Here is a 20466-nt window from a genome sequence, read left to right as displayed (position 1 = left end):
CAGTCGCTGAGCCAGAACAGGCAAAGCAACGCAGTAAATCAACAAAATAGCATGAGTAACTTACTTGAAGTACATAATGTCGTAAAACAATACGGCGATTATGTAGCGCTTAACGAAGTTTCATTAAATGTGCCGAAAGGTAGTATATATGGACTTTTAGGTCCGAATGGAGCAGGAAAAACTTCCCTTATCAGAATCATCAATCAAATTACATTGCCAGACAGTGGCGAAGTGATTTTGGATGGAGAAAAACTACAGCCAAAACACGTACAGACTATTGGATATCTTCCAGAAGAAAGAGGTTTATATAGTTCTATGAAAGTGGGAGAGCAATGCTTGTATCTGGCACAAATGAAAGGACTTTCTAAAGCCGAAGCTAAAAAACAATTGGATTATTGGTTTGATCGTTTGGGAATTCAAGGCTGGTGGAACAAAAAAATTCAGGAACTTTCTAAAGGAATGGCGCAGAAAATTCAGTTTGTAGTTTGTGTTTTGCATAAGCCGAAATTGTTGATTCTAGATGAACCTTTTTCAGGTTTTGATCCAGTAAATGCCAATATTATTAAAGATGAAATTTTAGCTTTGAAAGAACAAGGTTCTACTATTATTTTCTCTACTCACAGAATGGAAAGTGTTGAGGAAATGTGTGAGCATATCGCTTTAATTCATAAATCAAATAAATTGATTGAAGGTAGAGTAGCAGACGTAAAACGTCAGTTTAGAAGCAATAGTTTTGAAGTTGGAATTTTGACCAATAATGTCGAAGGTTTGATGTATGACATTACACAAAAATTTACTGTTTCGCCTGCTAGTTTTAGATCTTTAAATGACGATTTAAAATTGAATATCGAAATTGGGAATGCTGCGCCAAACGAATTGTTGAATGTACTGACACAACGTGGACAAGTAACACATTTCGTTGAGAAAATTCCAAGTATAAACGATATTTTTATTCAAACAGTTACTGAAAATAAAAAACTAAATTCCAATAATTAAATTCTAAGTTCCAAATTTGAGACTGAAAGAGTTGGAATTTGGGATTTGAAATTTGAAAATTAAAATTATTTATGAGTATTATCTCGTTGATTATAAAAAGAGAATTTGTTGCCAAAGTCCGCAATAAATCTTTTGTTGTCATGACTTTTTTGAGTCCGCTTTTATTTGTGGCTATAGCAGTTTTTATTGGTTATTTAAGTTCAATGAAAGCAGAAACCAAACGTATTGCTATTCATGATGAAACCGGAATTTTTGCAACCGATTTTTTAAAGGAGAATAAAAAAGGAGCTGAATTTAAATATTACAATTTATCTGAAATTGATGTAAAAGCTTTAAAAGACAGCATTACCAAAGAAAATTTCAATGGTTTAATTGTGATTCCAAAAACAGCCAATGTTAATGATTTGGAAGGTAAAGTCGAATTTATTTCAAATAACAGTCCAAGTATTTCTTTTATTGAAAATACACAGGATATCATTGGAGAAAAAATCACAAAATTAAATCTGGAAGAAGCGAAACTAGATACTCTGGCAATCCAGAAAGCACAGTCGAAAGTTAATATTCATTTGGTTAAAGCTTCTGGAGAAGAAAGTTTAAAAGGTCTAAATGAAATTAAAATTGGAATCGGCGGCGCATTTGGTTATCTGATTATGATGTTTATCATTATTTACGGAAATATGGTCATGCGAAGCGTAATCGAAGAGAAAACCAACCGTATTATTGAAATCATTATTTCATCGGTAAAACCATTTCAGTTAATGATTGGAAAAATTGTTGGAACTTCGTTAGCTGGGATTTTACAATTTATGATTTGGGCGATTATCGGTTTGGGATTAATGTTTGCAGCTTCTGCATTCTTTGGCGTTAATGTTGGACCAACAGCCAGAATTTCTCCGGAAATGATGCAAACTGCACAACATGAATTTTCTGGATCAGCACAAATGTATATTGCTGAAATGTGGAATCTGCCAATCGCAAGTATTTTAATTGGATTTGTAATTTATTTTATCGGAGGTTATTTCTTGTACAGTTCATTTTATGCGGCAATTGGAGCAGCAGTTGACAATCAAACCGATTCACAGCAATTTTTATTGCCAATCATAATGCCATTAATTTTAAGTGTTTATATCGGATTTTTTACAGTTGTAAATGATCCTCACGGAAGTATAGCGGTTATCTTTTCAATGATTCCACTTACGTCTCCAATAGTAATGTTAATGCGTATTCCGTTTGGAGTGCCGTGGTGGCAAATTGCAATTTCGGTATCATTATTGTTTGCAACTTTTTTCTTTGTAGTTTGGTTCGCAGCAAAAATTTACCGAGTAGGTATTTTAATGTACGGCAAAAAACCAAGTTGGAAGGAATTGTATAAGTGGCTGAAATACTAGTTCTTTAAAGTTGCAAAGTTACAGAGTGGCAAAGGTTCAAAGTTTTTTTATTTGAATTTTTTATAACTTACAAAAGCGACTTTAAGATTGTGTATTGAAGCATAAAAGAGATATTACTAATAACAGGTTAATAGGTAGCATAGCGACAAAGATTTTAAACTTTGTCACTCTGTAACTTTGCAACTTTGAACCTTAGAAAAAAAATGAGTAAAATACTAATTATAGAAGACGAAGCAGCGATCAGAAGAGTTTTGGTAAAAATTTTATCAGAAGAAAATGATTCGTATCAGGTAGATGAAGCAGAAGACGGTGTTGCAGGACTTGAAAAAATAAAAAACAACGATTACGATTTGGTTTTGTGCGATATCAAAATGCCAAAGATGGACGGTGTTGAGGTTTTAGAAGAAGTAAAAAAAATAAAACCAGAAATTCCGATGGTCATGATTTCGGGTCACGGCGATATGGAAACGGCAATTCAAACAATGCGTTTAGGAGCTTTTGATTATATTTCGAAACCGCCAGATTTGAATCGTTTGTTGAATACGGTTCGTAATGCTTTAGACAAAAAACAATTAGTTGTTGAGAATAAAATCTTAAAGAAAAAAGTCAGCAAAAATTACGAAATGATTGGAGACAGCGAATCTATTAATCATATCAAACTAATGATTGATAAAGTTGCTCCAACCGAAGCGAGAGTTTTAATTACAGGTCCAAACGGAACTGGAAAAGAATTAGTAGCGCATCAATTACATGAAAAAAGCGAGCGTTCTAGTTTTCCTTTAATCGAAGTAAACTGTGCAGCAATTCCAAGTGAATTAATCGAAAGTGAATTGTTTGGTCACGTAAAAGGTGCTTTTACATCGGCAGTGAAAGATCGCGCTGGTAAATTTGAAGCAGCAGACAAAGGAACTATTTTCTTAGATGAGATTGGTGACATGAGTCTTTCGGCGCAGGCCAAAGTTTTAAGAGCGCTTCAGGAAAGCATGATTACAAGAGTAGGAGCTGATAAAGACATAAAAGTAGATGTTCGTGTCGTCGCAGCAACTAATAAAGATTTAAAAACTGAAATTGCAGAAGGCCGTTTCAGAGAAGATTTATACCATCGTTTGGCTGTAATCTTAATTAAAGTGCCGCCATTGAACGAAAGACGTGATGATATTCCGGCATTAATTAAACATTTTACAGAGAAAATTGCTTCAGAACAAGGGAATGCTGTCAAAGGATTTTCGGCACAAGCCATAAAATTATTGCAGGAATACGATTGGACTGGAAATATTCGTGAACTTCGAAATGTAGTAGAAAGATTAATCATTCTAGGAGGAAGCGAAATCTCTGAGAGTGATGTGAAAATGTTCGCAAGCAAATGATGATTTAGTTTTCAATCTGAAATCTAAAATCTGAAATCTAAAATTTAGAAATGAAACTAAAAAAAATAAACGAAAAATTACAAGACGGATTAATCGAAAATGGTTTGACTGAAGCCAACGCTTTGCAGATGGAAACTTTTTCGACCATAAAAAGTGGTGCCGACTGTGTAATTGTCTCTCCAAAAGGAACAGGGAAAACAACAACAATTGTTTTGAATGTAATTCAGCAATTGGCTGGGAAAAATGAAGAATCACCGCGCGCTTTGATCATTGTCGAAGACAAAGAGAAAATGACTGCAATGGTGGAACTTTTTGAGAAATTAGGAAAATATGCGAATCTTGAAGTTTACGGCGTTCATGATAAAGGCGATATGGATTACGACAAAAACTATGTTTCGACTGGAATTGATGTTTTAATTGGAACGCCAACCAAACTAAACGATATGTTTAGCACGGCAGGTTATAATGTAAATCGTCTTAAAATGTTTATTTTGGATGATGCAGATCCAATTTTGAAACTGCGCCACGATCCAAAAATTACGCGTATTTCAAATAGTATTGCCAAAGTACAGCGAATTATTTTTACAGAAACACTGACAGAACGAATTGAAATTTTGGCAGATAAAATTATGATTGAGCCTTATTTGTTTGATATGGATGAGGATGGCGAAGAACTGGATGAAGAAGAAGACGATATCGAAGAAGAATAAAATATAGTCACAGTTTGCAGTGGCAGTTTACAGTAAAATGTTGTAAACTGCCACTTTTACTTATAATTAATAGCAAATAATAAATGGAGATTCTTAAAACGCTTAAATTCTTGTCATTGGTACTTTTGTGCTTTTTTATAATTATTTATGTTTTAATAGTTTCTTATGTGTATTTCAATCAAGTTGGATTAGTTTTTCACGCTTCAAGACTGCCAAAAGATTTTAAGTTTGATTCTCAGCAACAATATGAAGAAATAAATATCAAATCTTTTGATGGAGCTGTTTTAAATGGATTATTGTTTAGCGCCCAACAATCAAAAGGACTAGTTTTTTATCTTCATGGAAATGCGGGAACATTAGAAACTTGGGGGAAGATTGCCAAAATTTATACTTCTAACGGCTATGATATTTTTATTTTAGATTACAGAAGTTTTGGCAAAAGTGAAGGTGAAATTGAAAATGAAGAACAATTGGCAGAAGATATATCTATTGTATATAAATCTTTACTAAAAAGATATTCTGAAGATAAAGTTATCATTGCAGGTTATTCCATAGGTTCAGGTTTTGCTGCAAAATTGGCTTCAGAAAATAAAGTAAAAGCATTAATTCTTCAGGCACCATATTATAATTTTTTAGAATTATCAACTTCAAGAGTGCCATTTTTTCCTGATTTCATGAAGAAGTTTAGTTTGGAAACAAATGAATATCTGCCGAAAATAAAGACGCCTATTTATATTTTTCATGGAACCAACGATCAGTTAATTCCTTTTGAAAATTCGGTAAGGTTAAAAAAGCTTTTAAAATCAAATGCTTATTTTTATCCGTTGAAAAATCAGGAACATATCGGCATTAATGAAAATGAAGATTTTCAGAAACAATTAAAAATAATATTAGAATAAAATAGAATATCATGGGATTAATGAAAGTATTTTCGGGAAGTGAAGTGTTGGCTATTGCTTTGCAGGAAAGATTAGAAGAAGCTGGTGTAGAAACCGTAAAAAAAGACAATATTCAATCGGCTCGTTTAGGAGGTTTTGGCGGTACAGATTTGGCTGTTGAGGTGTTTATTCAAGAAACTGATTTTGCAAAAGCAAATCCAGTTATTGAAGAATTTAGAATGAGTCTTTAAGAAGTCTTCAGTCGCAGTTTTCAGTTTACAATAGAAACTGAAAACTGTGACTGCGAATGAAAACTATAAAAAAAATGCAATACAAAATGTTAGTGCTTGACATGGATGATACCTTGTTGACAGACGACCACAGAATTTCAGATTTAAACAAAAAAGTAATATTAGAAGCGCAGGCGAAAGGGGTGTATGTGGTTTTAGCTTCCGGCCGACCTACAATTGCAATGACAGCTTACGCTAAAGAATTGGAATTACATTTAAACGATTCGTACATTATTTCTTTTAATGGAGCGATAATAAGCCGTGTAAAAGACGATTTGGTTTTATTTGAACAAAAGCTTACGGTAGAACAAATTTATGCTTTATACGATTACAGTGTAAAGATGAAAACAGATATCATTACGTATTTAGATGACGAAATTATCAGCCAGACAGATTCTGAATATATCGAAGTAGAAAAAGAAATTACAGGAATGACACATCGTAAGGTTACAAGCTTTAAAGAGTATGTAGACCGACCTGCGGTAAAATGTATTTTACTTGAAAATCCGACTTATTTAAAAACAGTCGAAAATGACTTAATAGAAGCCATGCCACATTTAAGTGTTTCGATGTCGAAACCTTTTTTCTTAGAAGCTGCGCAGCAAGGAATTGATAAAGCGGCAAGTTTGAAATATTTGGCTGATAAGCTGGGAATTCTTCAAAGTGAAATTATTGCCGTAGGAAATGCTGGAAATGACTTAACTATGATTGAATATGCTGGTCTGGGAGTTTGGGTTGATAATGTAGCACCTGAATTGCGTGATAAAGCCGATTTAATCGTAGCTTCAAATAATAATGACGGTGTTGCTGAGGTAGTACAACGTTTTATTTTAAATTAGAAAAAAATGAAGAATCCAATAGAAACTGAACGTTTGTTTTTACGAGAATTACAACTATCGGATGTTGATGGAATGTTTGAATTGGAATCTAATCCGAATGTTCATTTGTTTGTTGGTAATAATCCCGTAAAACACATTGAAGAAACTATTGATTATATCAAATTCATTCAAAAACAATACAAAGATTTTGGAACTGGCCGATGGGCTGTGGTTCTTAAAGAGACAAATGAATTTATTGGCTGGTCAGGAATAAAATATATTACCAATGAAATCAATAATCATAAAAACTTCTACGAATTAGGATATCGTTTTATTGAAAAACATTGGAGTAAAGGTTACGCAACCGAAGCAGGAAAAGCTTTTATTGATTATGCTTTCAACGAAATGAAAGTTGAAAAACTATATGCTTATGCAGATGCTGGAAATGAAAATTCTAGAAAGATTTTAGAAAAACTAGGTTTCCATTTTGTAAATTCTTTCGAATATGAAGGAGAAGTCGAAGTTTGGTACGAACTCGAAAGTCCAAACTCAAACTAAGAAATGCATTCCAAATCTTTACATACTTGCAAAGTCAGTAAAGATTTGGAAACAATTCAGAGTTGTTATTATTTTTTAGCTACAGAAACGAAGTATTTGTTTCCGTCACCCATAGTTAATTTTACACGTTCGTCGCAAAGATCAACCGCAAAGTTTGCGCTTTCGTAACAGCTGCAAGTTGTGTTTTTATCTTTAGACATTTCTGTTTTACAGTTGTTGTTTTTAAAAGTAGTCAATTGTGGTGTATACAAACTTACTAAATCTGTAGAAGCAGTTACTAATGAAATGATGCTTGCAGAATTATTGTTGGTAATTCTATAAACGATTCTGTCTGTATAGTTCACATCATTTACAGTTACTTTACGAATATAAGTATAAGCTGTAGAGCCTTCTCCTGGTTCTTTAACTTCAAATTTAAAACCAACTGCACGAATAGCGACATCAAATTGCTGCTGCGAATTGAAGCTGGCCCAAGTTGTTAATGTACTGATAGTAGGGAATGGATTTGCTGCAGGAGCATTAGTCTGCGCTTGCGAACTAAAAATGGTTAAGAACATCAAGCAGATTGTGGGTAAAAATGCTTTCATAAAGTGGTATTTGTTATTATAATTGTTGCCTACTCTCTTTGGTTTTCGGCTTTCCCATTTCATTTTGTAACACAAAACAACAACATAACGGTTAAAATTCAAAATTGTTATGCCTGAATTATTATTAAATTAATTTAAGCGTGTTAAAATTCTTAAATCTTAATTTAATTTACCCAAGAATTATAACAAAAGTAAATGTAAGAAATTTTGAATTTATAATGCTAAAAAATGTACTTAATCGATAAAATTTGCATTTAATCGATTATTTTGTCATTTTATTCTTATTGAATTGTTAAAAATAGAGTGCTAAAAAGTGCTGTTTTAGAAAAAAAAAGAATATGTTAAACGTTTTTGGAATGTTTCTAAATTGACATTGGGCGCAAATTATTGATTCGAAGTAAATTAATCGCTTTCTTTTGATCAATATTGTTTGTAAATTTGCAGCCTTAAATTTTTTGACAACGATTTCATTAATTTAAGACAAATTATGGAAAATAGAAAAAAAGTTGCCTTTTACACTCTGGGTTGTAAACTGAATTTTTCAGAAACCTCTACAATCGCCAGAAGTTTTAATGACGAAGGTTTTGACCGCGTCGATTTTGAAGATGTTGCAGATATCTATGTGATTAATACCTGCTCTGTAACAGAAAATGCCGATAAACAATTTAAACAGGTTGTCAAGAAAGCAATGAAGCTTAATGATAAAGCTTTTGTTGCCGCTGTTGGTTGTTATGCACAATTAAAACCAGAAGAATTAGCCGCGGTTGATGGCGTTGATTTGGTTTTGGGTGCTACAGAAAAATTCAAAATCACAGACTATATCCATGATTTGAGCAAGAACGATATGGGTGAAGTGCACTCCTGCGAAATCGCTGAAGCTGATTTCTACGTAGGAAGTTATTCTATTGGAGATCGTACGAGAGCATTTTTAAAAGTGCAGGACGGTTGTGATTATAAATGTACGTATTGCACCATTCCATTAGCAAGAGGGATTTCAAGAAGTGATGCTCTGGAAAATGTATTGAAAAATGCTAAAGAAATTTCAGCACAGAATATCCGTGAAATTGTTTTAACCGGTGTAAATATCGGAGATTACGGAAAAGGGGAGTTTGGAAATAAAAAACACGAACATACTTTTCTGGATTTAGTTCAGGCTTTAGACAAAGTGGAAGGTATCGAGCGTTTAAGAATTTCCTCTATCGAACCGAATTTATTGAAAAATGAGACGATAGAGTTCGTTTCTAAAAGTCGCACTTTTGTACCGCATTTCCATATTCCATTACAATCAGGAAGCAATGATATTTTGAAATTGATGAAACGTCGTTATCTACGTGAAGTTTATACAGATCGAGTAAATAAAATTCGAGAAGTAATGCCTCACGCTTGTATTGGTGTTGATGTAATTGTTGGTTTTCCTGGAGAAACAGATGAGCATTTCTTAGAAACTTATCATTTCCTAAATGATTTAGATATTTCGTATTTACACGTATTTACCTATTCAGAAAGAGATAATACAGAAGCAGTGAATATGGAAGGTGTTGTTCCTTCAAATGTAAGAGCAAAACGCAGTAAAATGCTTCGCGGGTTATCCGTTAAAAAACGTCGTGCTTTTTACGAAAGTCAATTAGGAACAAACAGAACGGTTCTTTTTGAAAGTGAAAATAAAGAAGGATACATTCACGGATTTACTGAAAACTACGTAAAAGTAAAAACGCCTTGGAATCCAGAATTGGTTAATACTTTGCAAGAAATTAGTTTAACTAAAATCGACGAAGACGGAAGTGTTCGTTTAGAGTTTTTGAATAAATTGGCGGAGGTTTAAAAAATATACTCAGAGTATTGTCATTTCGACCGAAGGGAGAAATCACACAAGAAATTCCACAGGCTTAATCGCCAATCTTTGTCGAGTTTCTAGTGTGATTTCTCCCTTCGGTCGAAATGACAAAAACAAGAAAGCCCTTTTATAAAAAGGACTTTCTTGTTTTTTTATTCATTCTCCTTAACCACTAATTTCAAAGAATTAATATAATCGGTATCAAATTCTATAACTCGAATTTTTTCCGGATTAAAACCTAATTCTCCTCCAAATTCTCCTTTCGTATCTAAAAAGTTAATAGTCAATTCTTCGTCATTCAATTCTATTAGTTTTCCTAAATAAGCAGATTTAGAAGATTTTTTTGCAATTTGAAAAATTCCGTATTTTTCAGAAACAAACTTTATGATTGAATCTAAATCTTTGATTGGAATGATATCGTCAGAATTAATTTTTAATCCTTTGAGACGAATTACTTTTTCTGTAAAAGCCAAATCATGATCACGATTTACAGCTTCAATATTTTTATTTCTCAAAATAACAAAACCGTCCAAAACAAAATCTACCGGATTATTTCGAAGCAAAATCCATTCATCAGAATAATCAATTAGAAATCCGCTGAAGATTTCTTTTTTATCCTGAAATTCTATTTCGACCAATTGTCTTAAATATTGTTCCATCATGTTTTTTTAAGTTCCAATAATTAAATTCCAAATTCCGAACGCTAAACTCCAAAAATCAAATACCAAATTTCAATTACTTTGAGATTGGAATTTGGAATTTCAGAAATTTGTGATTTGCCTTTATGGGTTTGTAGACCAAATACTGCTGTTTTTGATAAAAACTCTTCGATTTAATTTTAACTGAGCGATAATCAAATCGGCCATGTCTTCAGACTGCATTACTTTTTCTGGGTTTCCGTCAGTAAGGTTTAAGTCTTTTGCCATGTCTGTCGCAACAGTACTTGGCGTTAAAGCCGTAACACGAATATTGTGTTTTCTCATTTCCTGCATTAAAGAATCTGTTAAACCTAAAACCGCAAATTTAGAGGCGCTGTAAGCACTTGTTAGCGCGTTTCCGTTTAATCCAGCAGTTGATGAAATGTTAATGATGTCTCCAGTTTGTCTTTCGATCATATTTGGGATAATGGCGCGAGTGGTGTAATATGTTCCCATTAAGTTTACTTGGATAATTCTTTCCCAAGCTTCTGGTTCTAACTCTAAGAATTTTCCAAAAGAAGCAATTCCTGCACTATTGATTAAAATATCAATACTTTTAAATTCTGCGATTGCTTTTTCAACAGCAGAATTTATGGAATTGATATCAGAAACATCAGCAGAAAGAGCCAAAGTTTTTACGCCTAGTTTTGAAGTTTCTTCTGCCAATTGGTCAATATCGCTTTTGGTTCTAGAAACTAAAATAAGGTTTACACCTTCTTTTGCCAATGCAATGGCAACAGCTTTTCCAATTCCTTTTCCAGCACCTGTAATAAGGGCATTTTTATTTTTTAAGTCGGTCATTATTGTATTTTTAGAAATGCAGAAAGCATCATTTTAAGTCTTACAAAAATAAACTTTTGAAAACTAAAATGATGCTTTAAAGTGTTTTCTTAATCTAAGTTTAACAACTTTTTGTTATTCTTTCAGAACCATGTCAATACACATGACGGCTCCTAAAATTAATTGTCTCAACGGACTATCAGCAGGTACCGTTTCTTCGATTTGCAATACATAATTGTCGGCACTCGTAAAAAACTCTTTTCCTAATCCCGCCCATTTTTTACTTACCTGTGCTAGTTGTTTGTTTTCATGAGAAAATTTAAAATCCCAACCTGTCCATTTTCCTTGTAAAGTAGCGACAGGTCTTTCATTTTTATCCAAGATTTCGAATTTTCCTCCGATAGAAAAGAATTTTTGTTTGAAAGTTCCAACCAAACGATCTTTTTCGTCCAAAACTTCAACTGTTGAACGAAATATGGCAACGCCTCTTCTTACAGAAATTAATTTTTCGCCAGAAGCAGTTGTAATTTCAACATTAAATGGAGTAGCTCTTTTATATTCTGTGAAACGGAACATTTTGGTGAAAAATCCCAAATTGTTTTCACGACAGTTCATGATAATTTGATTGGTCTGCGGATCGTAAATGTCGTAGTTGTTTGCCGCTTTAAACATTCCGATGTGTTCTTTTACTAAAAATAGATTTTGGCTTAAAATTGAATTCATGCGAGTATAAAAAATTAATGTTTCGAAAAAAAGCCCAAATGTAATACAATATTTATTAATTATACTGCTTGTTAGTTTCGACTAAACGAATAAACTCGGCTTTATAACCTTCATCATCATTTGAATTTCCTTGTTTTGCCAATTTTACAATTTCTTCTGATGATTTGTCAGCAATTAATTTTGAATCTCTTAATTTCAATCCGAACCACGCTACTGCAGTACTAAATTTCATGTCATCACTCGCCTTATTCAAAGCAATTGATTTATTCTCAATTACTTGAGCCATTTCGATACTTTTCTCGCCATCAGGCTTTTTATAACGGAATTTTATGGTTGCCAGTTCATTGCTGTAATTGTTTGAATTGGTTTCGGTTTTAGTGTATTTTAAATCGTCTGTTTGTGCTGTTAAATAATCGCTTTTTACACCGGTAGGAATAATTTCATACAAAGCCGTTACGGTATGATTGCTTCCTAGTTCTCCAGCATCAATTGCATCATTTTTAAAATCTTCTGGACGCAATTTTCTATTTTCGTAGCCAATTAAACGATACGATTGCACTTGTTTTGGGTTGAATTCAATCTGGATTTTTACATCTTTCGCGATAGCAAACATCGAACCTTTAAATTCTTTTCCTAAAAAACGATTCGCTTCTTGAATGTTATCGATATAAGCGTAGTTTCCGTTTCCTTTATCGGCTAGAATTTCCATTTTGCTGTCTTTGTAATTTCCCATTCCGTAACCTAAACAAGTCAAGAAAACGCCTGTTTTTCTTTTCTCTTCGATTAGTTTTTCCATGTCAGTATTAGAAGAACTTCCTACGTTAAAATCGCCGTCAGTTGCCAGAATTACACGATTGTTTCCTCCTTTAATGAAATTTTCCGTCGCCGTTTTGTAAGCCAGTTCAATTCCTGCACCTCCCGCCGTGCTTCCGCCAGATTCTAATTTGTCTAAAGCGTCAATGATTGTTTTCTTTTCTTTTCCAGAAGTTGGGGATAAAACCATTCCTGCTGCGCCAGCATAAACTACAATTGCCACTTTGTCTTTTGCACGTAGTTCGTTTACCAATATTTTGAAAGATTGTTTCAATAAAGGCAGTTTGTTTAAATCACTCATAGAACCCGAAACATCAATTAGAAAAACAAGATTTGAAGCTGGTAAATCATCGGTAGGAATATTTTTTCCTTGTAAACCAATTTTTAGGATTTTATTATTCGGATTCCAAGGAGAATCGCTCACTTCTGTATTAATAGAAAAAGGATGCTCATTTTTAGGCTGCGGATAAGTGTATTTGAAGAAATTAACCATTTCTTCTACACGAACGGCATCTTTTGGAACTTGCTGACCATTGTTTAAAAAGCGTCTGATATTCGTGTAAGAAGCATTATCAACATCGATAGAAAAAGTAGAAAGCGGTGCTGTTTTTGGACTTTCGAAAGCATTTTCGACAAAAGCATCATAATCTTCCTGAGTTGGTTCAGTAGGAATTGGTAGAATATTTAATTTTTGATCTAATTCCTTTTCTGAAAGGTTTTTGTAAAGGTTGTTTTTAGTAGCAATAACAACGACGCCATTTGAAGCTTTACTGCCATAAATAGAAGTTGCCGCCTGATCTTTTAAAACCGAAACATTATCAATATCATTCGGATTAATTTTTGCCATTTGATTGGCTTTTGCCGGAACTCCGTCAATAATGTATAGAGGTTCATTTTTTGGAGAAACAGTGGCGGTTCCGCGAATAGCAATAGTTGGACTTGGGCTTGCAAGATATCCAACACTATTTTGAACTTGTACACCTGAAACTGTACTTCGAACCATTGCTACCGAACCGGTCATCATTTGTTTTTTAGTAGTATGATAACCTGTAACAACAACTTCACTAAGTTGATTAGAATTTTCTTTTAATGTAACGTTTATTGTATTTGAATTTTTAATGTAAATAGTTTGAGAATCCATTCCTATAAAACTAAAGACTAAAGCATCTCCTTTTTTTGCTTTAATAGAGTAATATCCATCATAGTTTGTTTGGGTATTAATTTTGGTGCCTTTAATTGTTATCTGAACACCAGGAAGTGGTGAATTAGATTCATCTGTAACAGTTCCAGTAATTGTTCTTTCTTGTGCCATGGTTACGAAACATATAAGCATAGCAATGGCTGATGAAATAAGTTTTAAACTTTTCATGATAATAATTTTTAAGAATTAATATTCGGATTTTGCTTTGTCAAAGCTGCAGACTTTGACAAAGCAGAGTATTATTTTTTCAGAGTTGGTTTTCCTGTTTTTGTAGTAATGATAACAACTCCTTTTTTACCTTTTTCACCATATTTCTCGGTAGCTTCAAGGTCTTGCAAAATGGTTATGGTTTTAATGTCTTGTTTGTCTAAAGGCGCATACGGACTCGTTGGGTTATTGCCAAATAAATCATTTTCAGAATAATAAATTCCGTCAATGATGTACAATGGTTCATCCAAAACGACCAATGAATCTACATTTTCTGGATTTAGATTTGGAATTTCCCTTTGGATCATTTTGTCTTTTTTGGCATCATCACTATGAGCCATTGCCGTTCCGTTAAGAACTACCAAAGGATTGCTTTTTTTGGCTTTAGGCGCACTTTTTTCAGCAAAAGCAACTTTCGCAGATTCTCTTTTAGGATTGCTTGAATATCCCATTTGAGAAGTAACTTCTTTTTCAGAATTAATATTGTTATCGTCTTCTGTTGTTTCTGCTACATGTATTGGCGATACAGACATTATTGCATCATAATTAGCTCTTTCGGTTACAATAGGAGGAGGAGTAATTGCTTTTGGAGCAGATTGTATTTCATGTACAGCTATTTTTTCCTGTTGTTTAATTTGTTTATCTAGAATTTTAACAGCTTCTTCTTTTGGAACTAATGGTGTATCCGAAGAAACAACTGTTTCATTTTTCTCTGCTGCAGGAGTTTCAATGTTTTCTTTTTCGTTAACTACAACTTTTGGCGTTTCGTTTACATCCTCTTTACTTGTATGTAAAAATTGTGAACCCAAAGAGATTAATAAAAGAAGAGAAGCCGCAACAGCAATTTTTTTCCATAATACAATTGTCTTTTTATCTTCTTTTTTGTCCAGTTTATCTTCCACGCGTGACCAGATTTTTTCCATTCCCGGAAAGTCTTTAAGCTCGGCATTTTGTGAAGCTTGTTTTATTTTTTCGAATAATTTATCTTGATTGTCCATGACTATTTTGCTTTTTGATAATACAGTTTATTAACCAATTCTTTCAGTTTGGTCTTAGCGGCATTCAATTGTGATTTCGAGGTACCTTCGGAGATCTTTAGCATTTCGGCTATTTCTTTGTGAGCATAACCTTCAATAACAAAAAGGTTGAACACAGTTTTACAGCCGTCCGGAATATGGTTTAATAAATTGAGTAAATCTTCTTCTTCTAGTGTGTTCAGTTCGTCGACAGAAGGTTGCGAAAGCATTTTCACATCGTCCAAATACATGTTGAAGTTGGTTTCTTTTCGAATCGTTGCCAAACAATGGTTTACAGTTATGCGTCTTGCCCAGGCTTCAAATGCATAAGCTTCTTTTAACTGATCGAGTTTGGTGAAAATAGTAAAGAAAGAATCAGCCAAGGCTTCTTCGATTTCTTCTTCCTTTTTTAAATATCTTTTACAGAGGCGGTACAACTTTGGCGCCATGTATTCGTACACCTGACGCTGGGCATCGCGGTGCATTTTTTTACAGTTTGCTATTTGAGTCTCGTTTATCACAATTGTTGTCTTTCTTGTATAGAGAGATAAAAAGATAAAAAGGTTGGGACTGGGATGAAATTTTTTTTTAAAGGTTCAGAGTTGCAAAGAAACAAAGTTACAAAGGTTTTCTATTGTAGAGACGCACTGCAGTGCGTCTTAGGTCTGAGAGGTCATAATGTTTTCTGTCATTCTTTGTGTAGACGCACTGCGGTGCGTCTCTACGTTAATATCATAATTGAAAAATTTTGTGTCACTCTGCGAAAATCTTTGCGAATCTTTGTGGAATAATTTTTCCACAGAGGTTCACAAAGTAAAACACAAAGATTCACGAAGTTTTTATTTAACAGGCAATGTCAATTTATAAATTTTAGTTTCTAAAAGTTCCGTGTCATTATCTTCACAAAGCAAAAACTCGATTTTATTATTTTCTTTTTTATAAAAGGTCAATCCTTCAAATTTATTGGTTGAAGTAATTTTTTGAGTAAAATCGATTTTCATGGTTTTAGTATCGATTCGGCCAATGAAACTACCTAAGATTTCACCATCATCGTAAGTTGATTTCGTGTCTTCTACAGTAGAAAGAAAATAAATTTTATCTTCAACCAAAACAGCATCGGTAAAACTGGAACGAATGCCTTTTATTTTTGGAAGTTTATAATTAACCGCGATTAAGGCAAATTCTTCATCCAGTTTTTTGGCATGAATCGTAAAAATGGTGTTTTTGTTGGAAACTCCGTTTCCACGATTGAATAAATACCAATTTTCTCCGTCGAAAATTGCCCCTTCTAAATTGAAATCTTCAGGTTTAATTTCGCCGAAACTTTGCATTAGAGCATATAAATCGACTAGATTATTTTGTTGCAAGACAGTTTTCGATTTCAAATCAAACTCAATCATTTTATTTCGGTTTTCGGTGGAGCCGGAACCAAAAACATACAATGTGTCATTATGATTTGTTAAGGATTCAAAGTCGGGTTTTAAGTTTTTTGGAATGTTCTGCGTGGGATTATCAATTAAAGCATGTTGATTCAATTGCTGATTCTGCATATTGTATTCGTAAAGGAATCCGCTGTTGTCGCCGATTACGTAAAGTGCGTCATTGTTGTAAAATAATCCTGATGCTGAACCTATTCCTATGATTTGAAATAATATTTCTAATGTGAATTTTTCCATGAAATGTTGTTTTGAAAACTTTTGTTATTCTATTTTTTGTTTTTTACTGATTTAGAGTTGTTAATTAACTCCATTGTTGTATTATTTACTGCTTCGCTAATTTTTATTAAAGGATTAAAAACAACACATTCTCCAACACTCATAAAAACTAAGTTATTGTCATCTGTTAAAATTTGATTCTCCGAATCGGCTTGGTTAGAACTATTCATTCCGTAAATTAAATATACTGGAGTTCCCTCGCTATATAGCCTAACAGCTATTTCTACAGCTCTTTTTAGAATTAAACTTTCAATTTTTTTGTCGTTTTCAGCGTATGTTATTCTTGAAACACATTGATACAACGAACGAAATTTTACATTTTTATTTTTCGGAAGAAGTTTTTCTGTTCCTTCAATTGGGCTTAAATCATTATAACATTTTCCAAATACTTCAATAAAAGCTTTATCTGGATTTGAATAGTTTTTATCCTGACAGAAAGCTTGATTTATGAAAAATAACAATAAAAATAGAATTCTTTTAGTCATTATGAATTTTGAAATGTTCGAAAAGTTCTTTTGAAAACGAAAACCTAGCCCTGATAGAAATGAAAATACTTTGAAAAGAAATGGCATTTTTTCCTGACAGAACAAAGCGACCGAAGGATGCTCTTGTTATGGTTTTGGAAAAAAGCAATTTATTGAAAAGTATTGCAATGAATAGCAGTTCCGATAGCTATCGGAATTCGTAAAATTACTATATTTATGATACAAAATTCGAAAATATGAAATCAATAGACCCGAAAGACTTTAAGGTTACAGATAGAATCAAGTTAAGTAAACTTCCGACTTTATTAAAAGTAGATGCAGACGATGATGAAAAAGAAGAAAAACTCGATAAGGTTCAGGCGAAATTAAGTGAATTACAGGATGTGATGTATGCACACAATAAATACGCTGTTTTAATCTGTCTTCAGGGAATGGATACTTCTGGCAAAGATAGTTTGATTCGGGAAGTTTTTAAAGAATTTAATCCGCGTGGGGTTGTGGTGCATAGTTTTAAAACACCAAATTCGAGTGAATTGGAACACGATTATTTGTGGCGTCATTATATTGCTTTGCCAGAAAAAGGAAAGTTTGCGATTTTTAATAGAACGCATTATGAGAATGTGCTGGTAACGCGCGTTCATCCAGAATATATTTTATCTGAGAATTTGCCAGACATCAATTCTGTTGATGATATTACGGATGAATTTTGGGAAGAACGAATCAAGCAGATCAATAATTTTGAGAAACATATTGCTCAAAACGGAACAATTGTGATGAAGTTCTTTTTGCATTTGAGTAAAGAAGAACAGCGCCAGCGCTTGCTTCGACGTTTGGAAGAAGAAAAGCACAACTGGAAATTCTCGTCTGGAGATTTGAAAGAACGCGGTTATTGGGATCAATATATGGAGTATTATGAAGAAGCTATAAATAAAACGTCTACTAAACACGCTCCTTGGTATATTGTTCCGGCAGACGATAAAGAAATGTCGCGTTATATTGTAGCCAAAATTATTTGGGAAGAAATGAAAAAACATACCGATATTAAAGAACCAGAATTGGATGAAAAAACAGCGATGAATATTGAGCTCTATAAAAAAGAGCTTGGTGAAAAATGACTTTAATTAGAAAATGAGTCAATTTGATAATTCGTACAACCCGACAGATTTCTAAAAACCTGTCGGGTTTATTTTTGAAAGAAATAATTCATATTAAAATAAAAAATCCGACAGTTATGCAGACTGTCGGATTTTTACCAAAAACAAAATAATAAATTAAACCTATTTTTTATAGTTTAAAACCATAAGCAACACGTAGTGCTACTTGATTGGTTCTAAAATCATGATAATCTTCGTAACGAACGCTTAAATCGATGAATTTATTGGCGTATCCAATTCCTGGCGCCCATAAAAAAGTAGTGTTGTTGTAGCCGTTAGTTACTGCAAAACCAGCACCAACTTCTCCTAAAACATAAAACTGATCTTTTAAAACAAAAGCTTTAAAACCTGCTTTGGCTGGAATAAATCCAAGATCTTTAATATCATTTCCTGCGGCGTCTTTTTTGCCATTAAATAAATTAGTAAACCCTGTTGTTAACGTTAATGATGTTTTTTTAGAAAGATCATATTGTAAACGTACATCTCCACCAAGTGCCCAATCGTAATCGTTATCAGTAGGAAGACCTCCGTTTACTCCAAAACCTAATCTAAATCCTTGATCGTAATTTGTTGCTTCTGTTTCTTGAGCGAATGTTGTGTTAGAGAATAAAAAAGCAAAAGCAGCTAGGCAAATAATCTGTAATTTTTTCATGGCTTATAAATTTGAATTATTAATAATGTAAAAGTAAAACGGAGGTATTTGGAGTTTGTTATACAATTTTTAAAAATCTTTATATAATATTGAGTTCGTCTTATTTTTTGCTTAAAATCGGTATATAATATTATTAATAGGATAGAATTCGAAGCTTCTGATTATCTTTGCCGACTAAAATTGATTACAAGTGAATTTAAAGCAGTACACCAAAGAGTTTTCGTATAATTTAAGACTGGCCTATCCTGTTATTTTAGGAATGGTTGGGCATACCTTAATAGGTATTGTCGATAATATTATGGTGGGCAAAATTGGGAGTACAGAATTAGCGGCTGTTTCTCTTGGTAATAGTATGATTTTTATTGCCATGTCGCTTGGAATTGGTTTCTCAACTGCTATTACACCAATTGTAGCAGAAGGAGATGCAGAGAAAAATGATACTAAAATTCGCTCGGCATTTCATCACGGTTTGTTTTTATGCACCATTCTTGGTTTGATTCTTTTTAGTGTCATAATGTGTGCAAAACCGATAATGGAATTACTGAAACAGCCAGAAGATGTTATTGTTTTGGCAAAACCATATTTAGGCTGGGTGGCTTTTTCGCTGATTCCGTTAGTAATGTATCAAGGTTATAAACAATTTGCAGACGGAATGTCATTGACGAAATATTCGATGTACGCCATGGTAATGGCAAATGTTTTGCACGTTGGAATTAATTATGTTTTGATTTACGGAGTCTGGATTTTTCCGAAAATGGGAATTATCGGTGCAGCGCTTGGTACTGTAATTTCGAGAATCTTTTTGGTGATGTTTATGCACATTATGCTTTCGCGAAGAGAAGATTTAAAACGCTTTTTTAAAGGTTTCAGTTTTAATGAAATTAAAAAAGCAACAATAAAGAAAATCATAAGCATCGGTTTTCCATCGGCCATGCAAATGTTGTTTGAGGTGGTTTTGTTTACGGCTTCGATCTGGCTTTGCGGAAATATTGGAAAAACAAGTCAGGCAGCAAATCAGATTGCGCTGAGTCTGGCTTCACTTACTTTTATGTTTGCAATGGGATTAAGTGTCACTTCGATGATTCGTGTGAGTAACCAGAGAGGTTTAACAGATTATAAAAAACTGCTTGTTGTAGCAAGATCGATTTTCCTGCTGGCGATTATTTTAGAAGTTTTCTTTGCTTTAGTATTTATTGCGTTTCATACCGTTTTACCTCATATTTTTTTAAATATGGAAAATACAATTCAGCTTACGGATAATACAGAAGTAATCGCAATTGCATCGAAATTATTATTGATTGCAGCAGTTTTTCAGATTTCCGACGGAATTCAGGTTGTAGTTTTAGGCGCATTAAGAGGATTACAGGATGTTAAAATCCCAATGTATATTACTTTTGTAGCTTATTGGGTAATTGGTTTTCCAATTTCCTATTATTTGGGAGAGCATACCGAATTGAAAGCGCAAGGAGTTTGGATTGGACTTTTGGCAGGCTTAACGGCGGCGGCAGTAATGCTTTATTTACGTTTTAATTATCTAACTAAGAAATTGATTACAAATTCGATTTCAAATGACTAATTTTGAATAGAATTTTAGAT

Annotated in this window: 21 protein-coding genes; 11 read left to right on the top strand and 10 right to left on the bottom strand. The window is 33.3% G+C overall.

Features of this window, described 5'->3' with window-relative positions; all coding sequences use genetic code 11:
- The first annotated feature begins 51 nt into the window (after positions 1 to 51).
- From BM289_RS07960 to BM289_RS07925, 8 genes are all read left to right on the top strand, one after another.
- On the top strand, positions 52 to 996 hold the full coding sequence (locus BM289_RS07960; protein ID WP_091492267.1) for an ABC transporter ATP-binding protein: 945 nt from the start codon (positions 52 to 54) through the stop codon (positions 994 to 996).
- 71 nt (positions 997 to 1067) lie between these two features.
- The gene (locus tag BM289_RS07955) at positions 1068 to 2384 is read left to right on the top strand and encodes an ABC transporter permease (protein ID WP_091492265.1); all 1317 of its coding nucleotides are present in this window, start codon (positions 1068 to 1070) and stop codon (positions 2382 to 2384) included.
- Positions 2385 to 2587: 203 nt separating this feature from the next.
- Positions 2588 to 3751 (top strand): sigma-54-dependent transcriptional regulator, encoded by a 1164-nt coding sequence (locus BM289_RS07950; RefSeq protein ID WP_091492264.1) that lies wholly within the window; start codon positions 2588 to 2590, stop codon positions 3749 to 3751.
- Positions 3752 to 3801: 50 nt separating this feature from the next.
- Positions 3802 to 4461, top strand: a complete 660-nt coding sequence (locus tag BM289_RS07945; RefSeq protein ID WP_091492262.1) for a DEAD/DEAH box helicase — start codon at positions 3802 to 3804, stop codon at positions 4459 to 4461.
- An 83-nt stretch (positions 4462 to 4544) separates the two neighbouring features.
- On the top strand, positions 4545 to 5360 hold the full coding sequence (locus tag BM289_RS07940) for an alpha/beta hydrolase (protein ID WP_091492261.1): 816 nt from the start codon (positions 4545 to 4547) through the stop codon (positions 5358 to 5360).
- 11 nt (positions 5361 to 5371) lie between these two features.
- Complete coding sequence (locus BM289_RS07935; RefSeq protein ID WP_091492259.1) at positions 5372 to 5590, top strand: putative signal transducing protein; 219 nt, start codon at positions 5372 to 5374, stop codon at positions 5588 to 5590.
- A 56-nt stretch (positions 5591 to 5646) separates the two neighbouring features.
- Positions 5647 to 6468: a Cof-type HAD-IIB family hydrolase gene (locus BM289_RS07930; RefSeq protein ID WP_244165341.1), complete on the top strand. Its 822-nt coding sequence runs from the start codon at positions 5647 to 5649 to the stop codon at positions 6466 to 6468.
- Between the two features lie 6 nt (positions 6469 to 6474).
- Positions 6475 to 7005, top strand: a complete 531-nt coding sequence (locus BM289_RS07925) for a GNAT family N-acetyltransferase (RefSeq protein WP_091492258.1) — start codon at positions 6475 to 6477, stop codon at positions 7003 to 7005.
- Between the two features lie 68 nt (positions 7006 to 7073).
- On the opposite strand, the gene BM289_RS07920 is transcribed toward BM289_RS07925, so the two are convergent.
- Positions 7074 to 7592: a hypothetical protein gene (locus tag BM289_RS07920; RefSeq protein WP_091492335.1), complete on the bottom strand. Its 519-nt coding sequence runs from the start codon at positions 7590 to 7592 to the stop codon at positions 7074 to 7076.
- 487 nt (positions 7593 to 8079) lie between these two features.
- On the opposite strand from BM289_RS07920, the gene mtaB reads away from it, so the two are divergent.
- The gene (gene mtaB, locus BM289_RS07915; protein WP_091492256.1) at positions 8080 to 9414 is read left to right on the top strand and encodes a tRNA (N(6)-L-threonylcarbamoyladenosine(37)-C(2))-methylthiotransferase MtaB; all 1335 of its coding nucleotides are present in this window, start codon (positions 8080 to 8082) and stop codon (positions 9412 to 9414) included.
- Positions 9415 to 9578: 164 nt separating this feature from the next.
- On the opposite strand, the gene BM289_RS07910 is transcribed toward mtaB, so the two are convergent.
- The 8 genes from BM289_RS07910 to BM289_RS07875 all read right to left on the bottom strand — a co-directional run bounded on the left by BM289_RS07910 (position 9579) and on the right by BM289_RS07875 (position 17064).
- On the bottom strand, positions 9579 to 10085 hold the full coding sequence (locus BM289_RS07910; protein ID WP_091492255.1) for a hypothetical protein: 507 nt from the start codon (positions 10083 to 10085) through the stop codon (positions 9579 to 9581).
- A 123-nt stretch (positions 10086 to 10208) separates the two neighbouring features.
- Entirely contained in the window at positions 10209 to 10925 is a 717-nt protein-coding gene (locus BM289_RS07905; protein WP_091492253.1) for a 3-ketoacyl-ACP reductase, read from the bottom strand.
- A 114-nt stretch (positions 10926 to 11039) separates the two neighbouring features.
- The gene (locus BM289_RS07900; protein ID WP_091492250.1) at positions 11040 to 11627 is read right to left on the bottom strand and encodes an LURP-one-related/scramblase family protein; all 588 of its coding nucleotides are present in this window, start codon (positions 11625 to 11627) and stop codon (positions 11040 to 11042) included.
- Between the two features lie 55 nt (positions 11628 to 11682).
- Complete coding sequence (locus tag BM289_RS07895; RefSeq protein WP_091492248.1) at positions 11683 to 13809, bottom strand: vWA domain-containing protein; 2127 nt, start codon at positions 13807 to 13809, stop codon at positions 11683 to 11685.
- A 71-nt stretch (positions 13810 to 13880) separates the two neighbouring features.
- Positions 13881 to 14846, bottom strand: coding sequence for a hypothetical protein (locus tag BM289_RS07890; protein ID WP_091492247.1), 966 nt, complete (start codon positions 14844 to 14846; stop codon positions 13881 to 13883).
- A gap of 2 nt (positions 14847 to 14848) precedes the next feature.
- Positions 14849 to 15349 carry an RNA polymerase sigma factor gene (locus BM289_RS07885; RefSeq protein WP_091492245.1) on the bottom strand — a complete coding sequence of 167 codons (501 nt, stop codon included), beginning with the start codon at positions 15347 to 15349 and terminating at the stop codon, positions 14849 to 14851.
- Positions 15350 to 15703: 354 nt separating this feature from the next.
- Positions 15704 to 16540, bottom strand: a complete 837-nt coding sequence (locus tag BM289_RS07880) for a DUF6929 family protein (RefSeq protein ID WP_091492244.1) — start codon at positions 16538 to 16540, stop codon at positions 15704 to 15706.
- A 29-nt stretch (positions 16541 to 16569) separates the two neighbouring features.
- Entirely contained in the window at positions 16570 to 17064 is a 495-nt protein-coding gene (locus BM289_RS07875; protein WP_091492242.1) for a hypothetical protein, read from the bottom strand.
- Positions 17065 to 17300: 236 nt separating this feature from the next.
- On the opposite strand from BM289_RS07875, the gene BM289_RS07870 reads away from it, so the two are divergent.
- Positions 17301 to 18179 (top strand): PPK2 family polyphosphate kinase, encoded by an 879-nt coding sequence (locus BM289_RS07870; RefSeq protein WP_091492241.1) that lies wholly within the window; start codon positions 17301 to 17303, stop codon positions 18177 to 18179.
- A 169-nt stretch (positions 18180 to 18348) separates the two neighbouring features.
- Here the strand turns inward: BM289_RS07870 and BM289_RS07865 are convergent, their stop codons facing one another.
- Positions 18349 to 18870 (bottom strand): hypothetical protein, encoded by a 522-nt coding sequence (locus BM289_RS07865; RefSeq protein WP_091492239.1) that lies wholly within the window; start codon positions 18868 to 18870, stop codon positions 18349 to 18351.
- A gap of 190 nt (positions 18871 to 19060) precedes the next feature.
- Between BM289_RS07865 and BM289_RS07860 the strand changes: the two genes are divergently transcribed.
- Positions 19061 to 20446: an MATE family efflux transporter gene (locus tag BM289_RS07860; protein WP_091492238.1), complete on the top strand. Its 1386-nt coding sequence runs from the start codon at positions 19061 to 19063 to the stop codon at positions 20444 to 20446.
- Positions 20447 to 20466: the final 20 nt, after the last annotated feature.

Source organism: Flavobacterium phragmitis (genome assembly GCF_900112575.1).
Classification (GTDB): domain Bacteria; phylum Bacteroidota; class Bacteroidia; order Flavobacteriales; family Flavobacteriaceae; genus Flavobacterium; species Flavobacterium phragmitis.
Note: the sequence above shows the minus strand (reverse complement) of the source record. Positions and strands in the feature narration are given on the sequence as shown.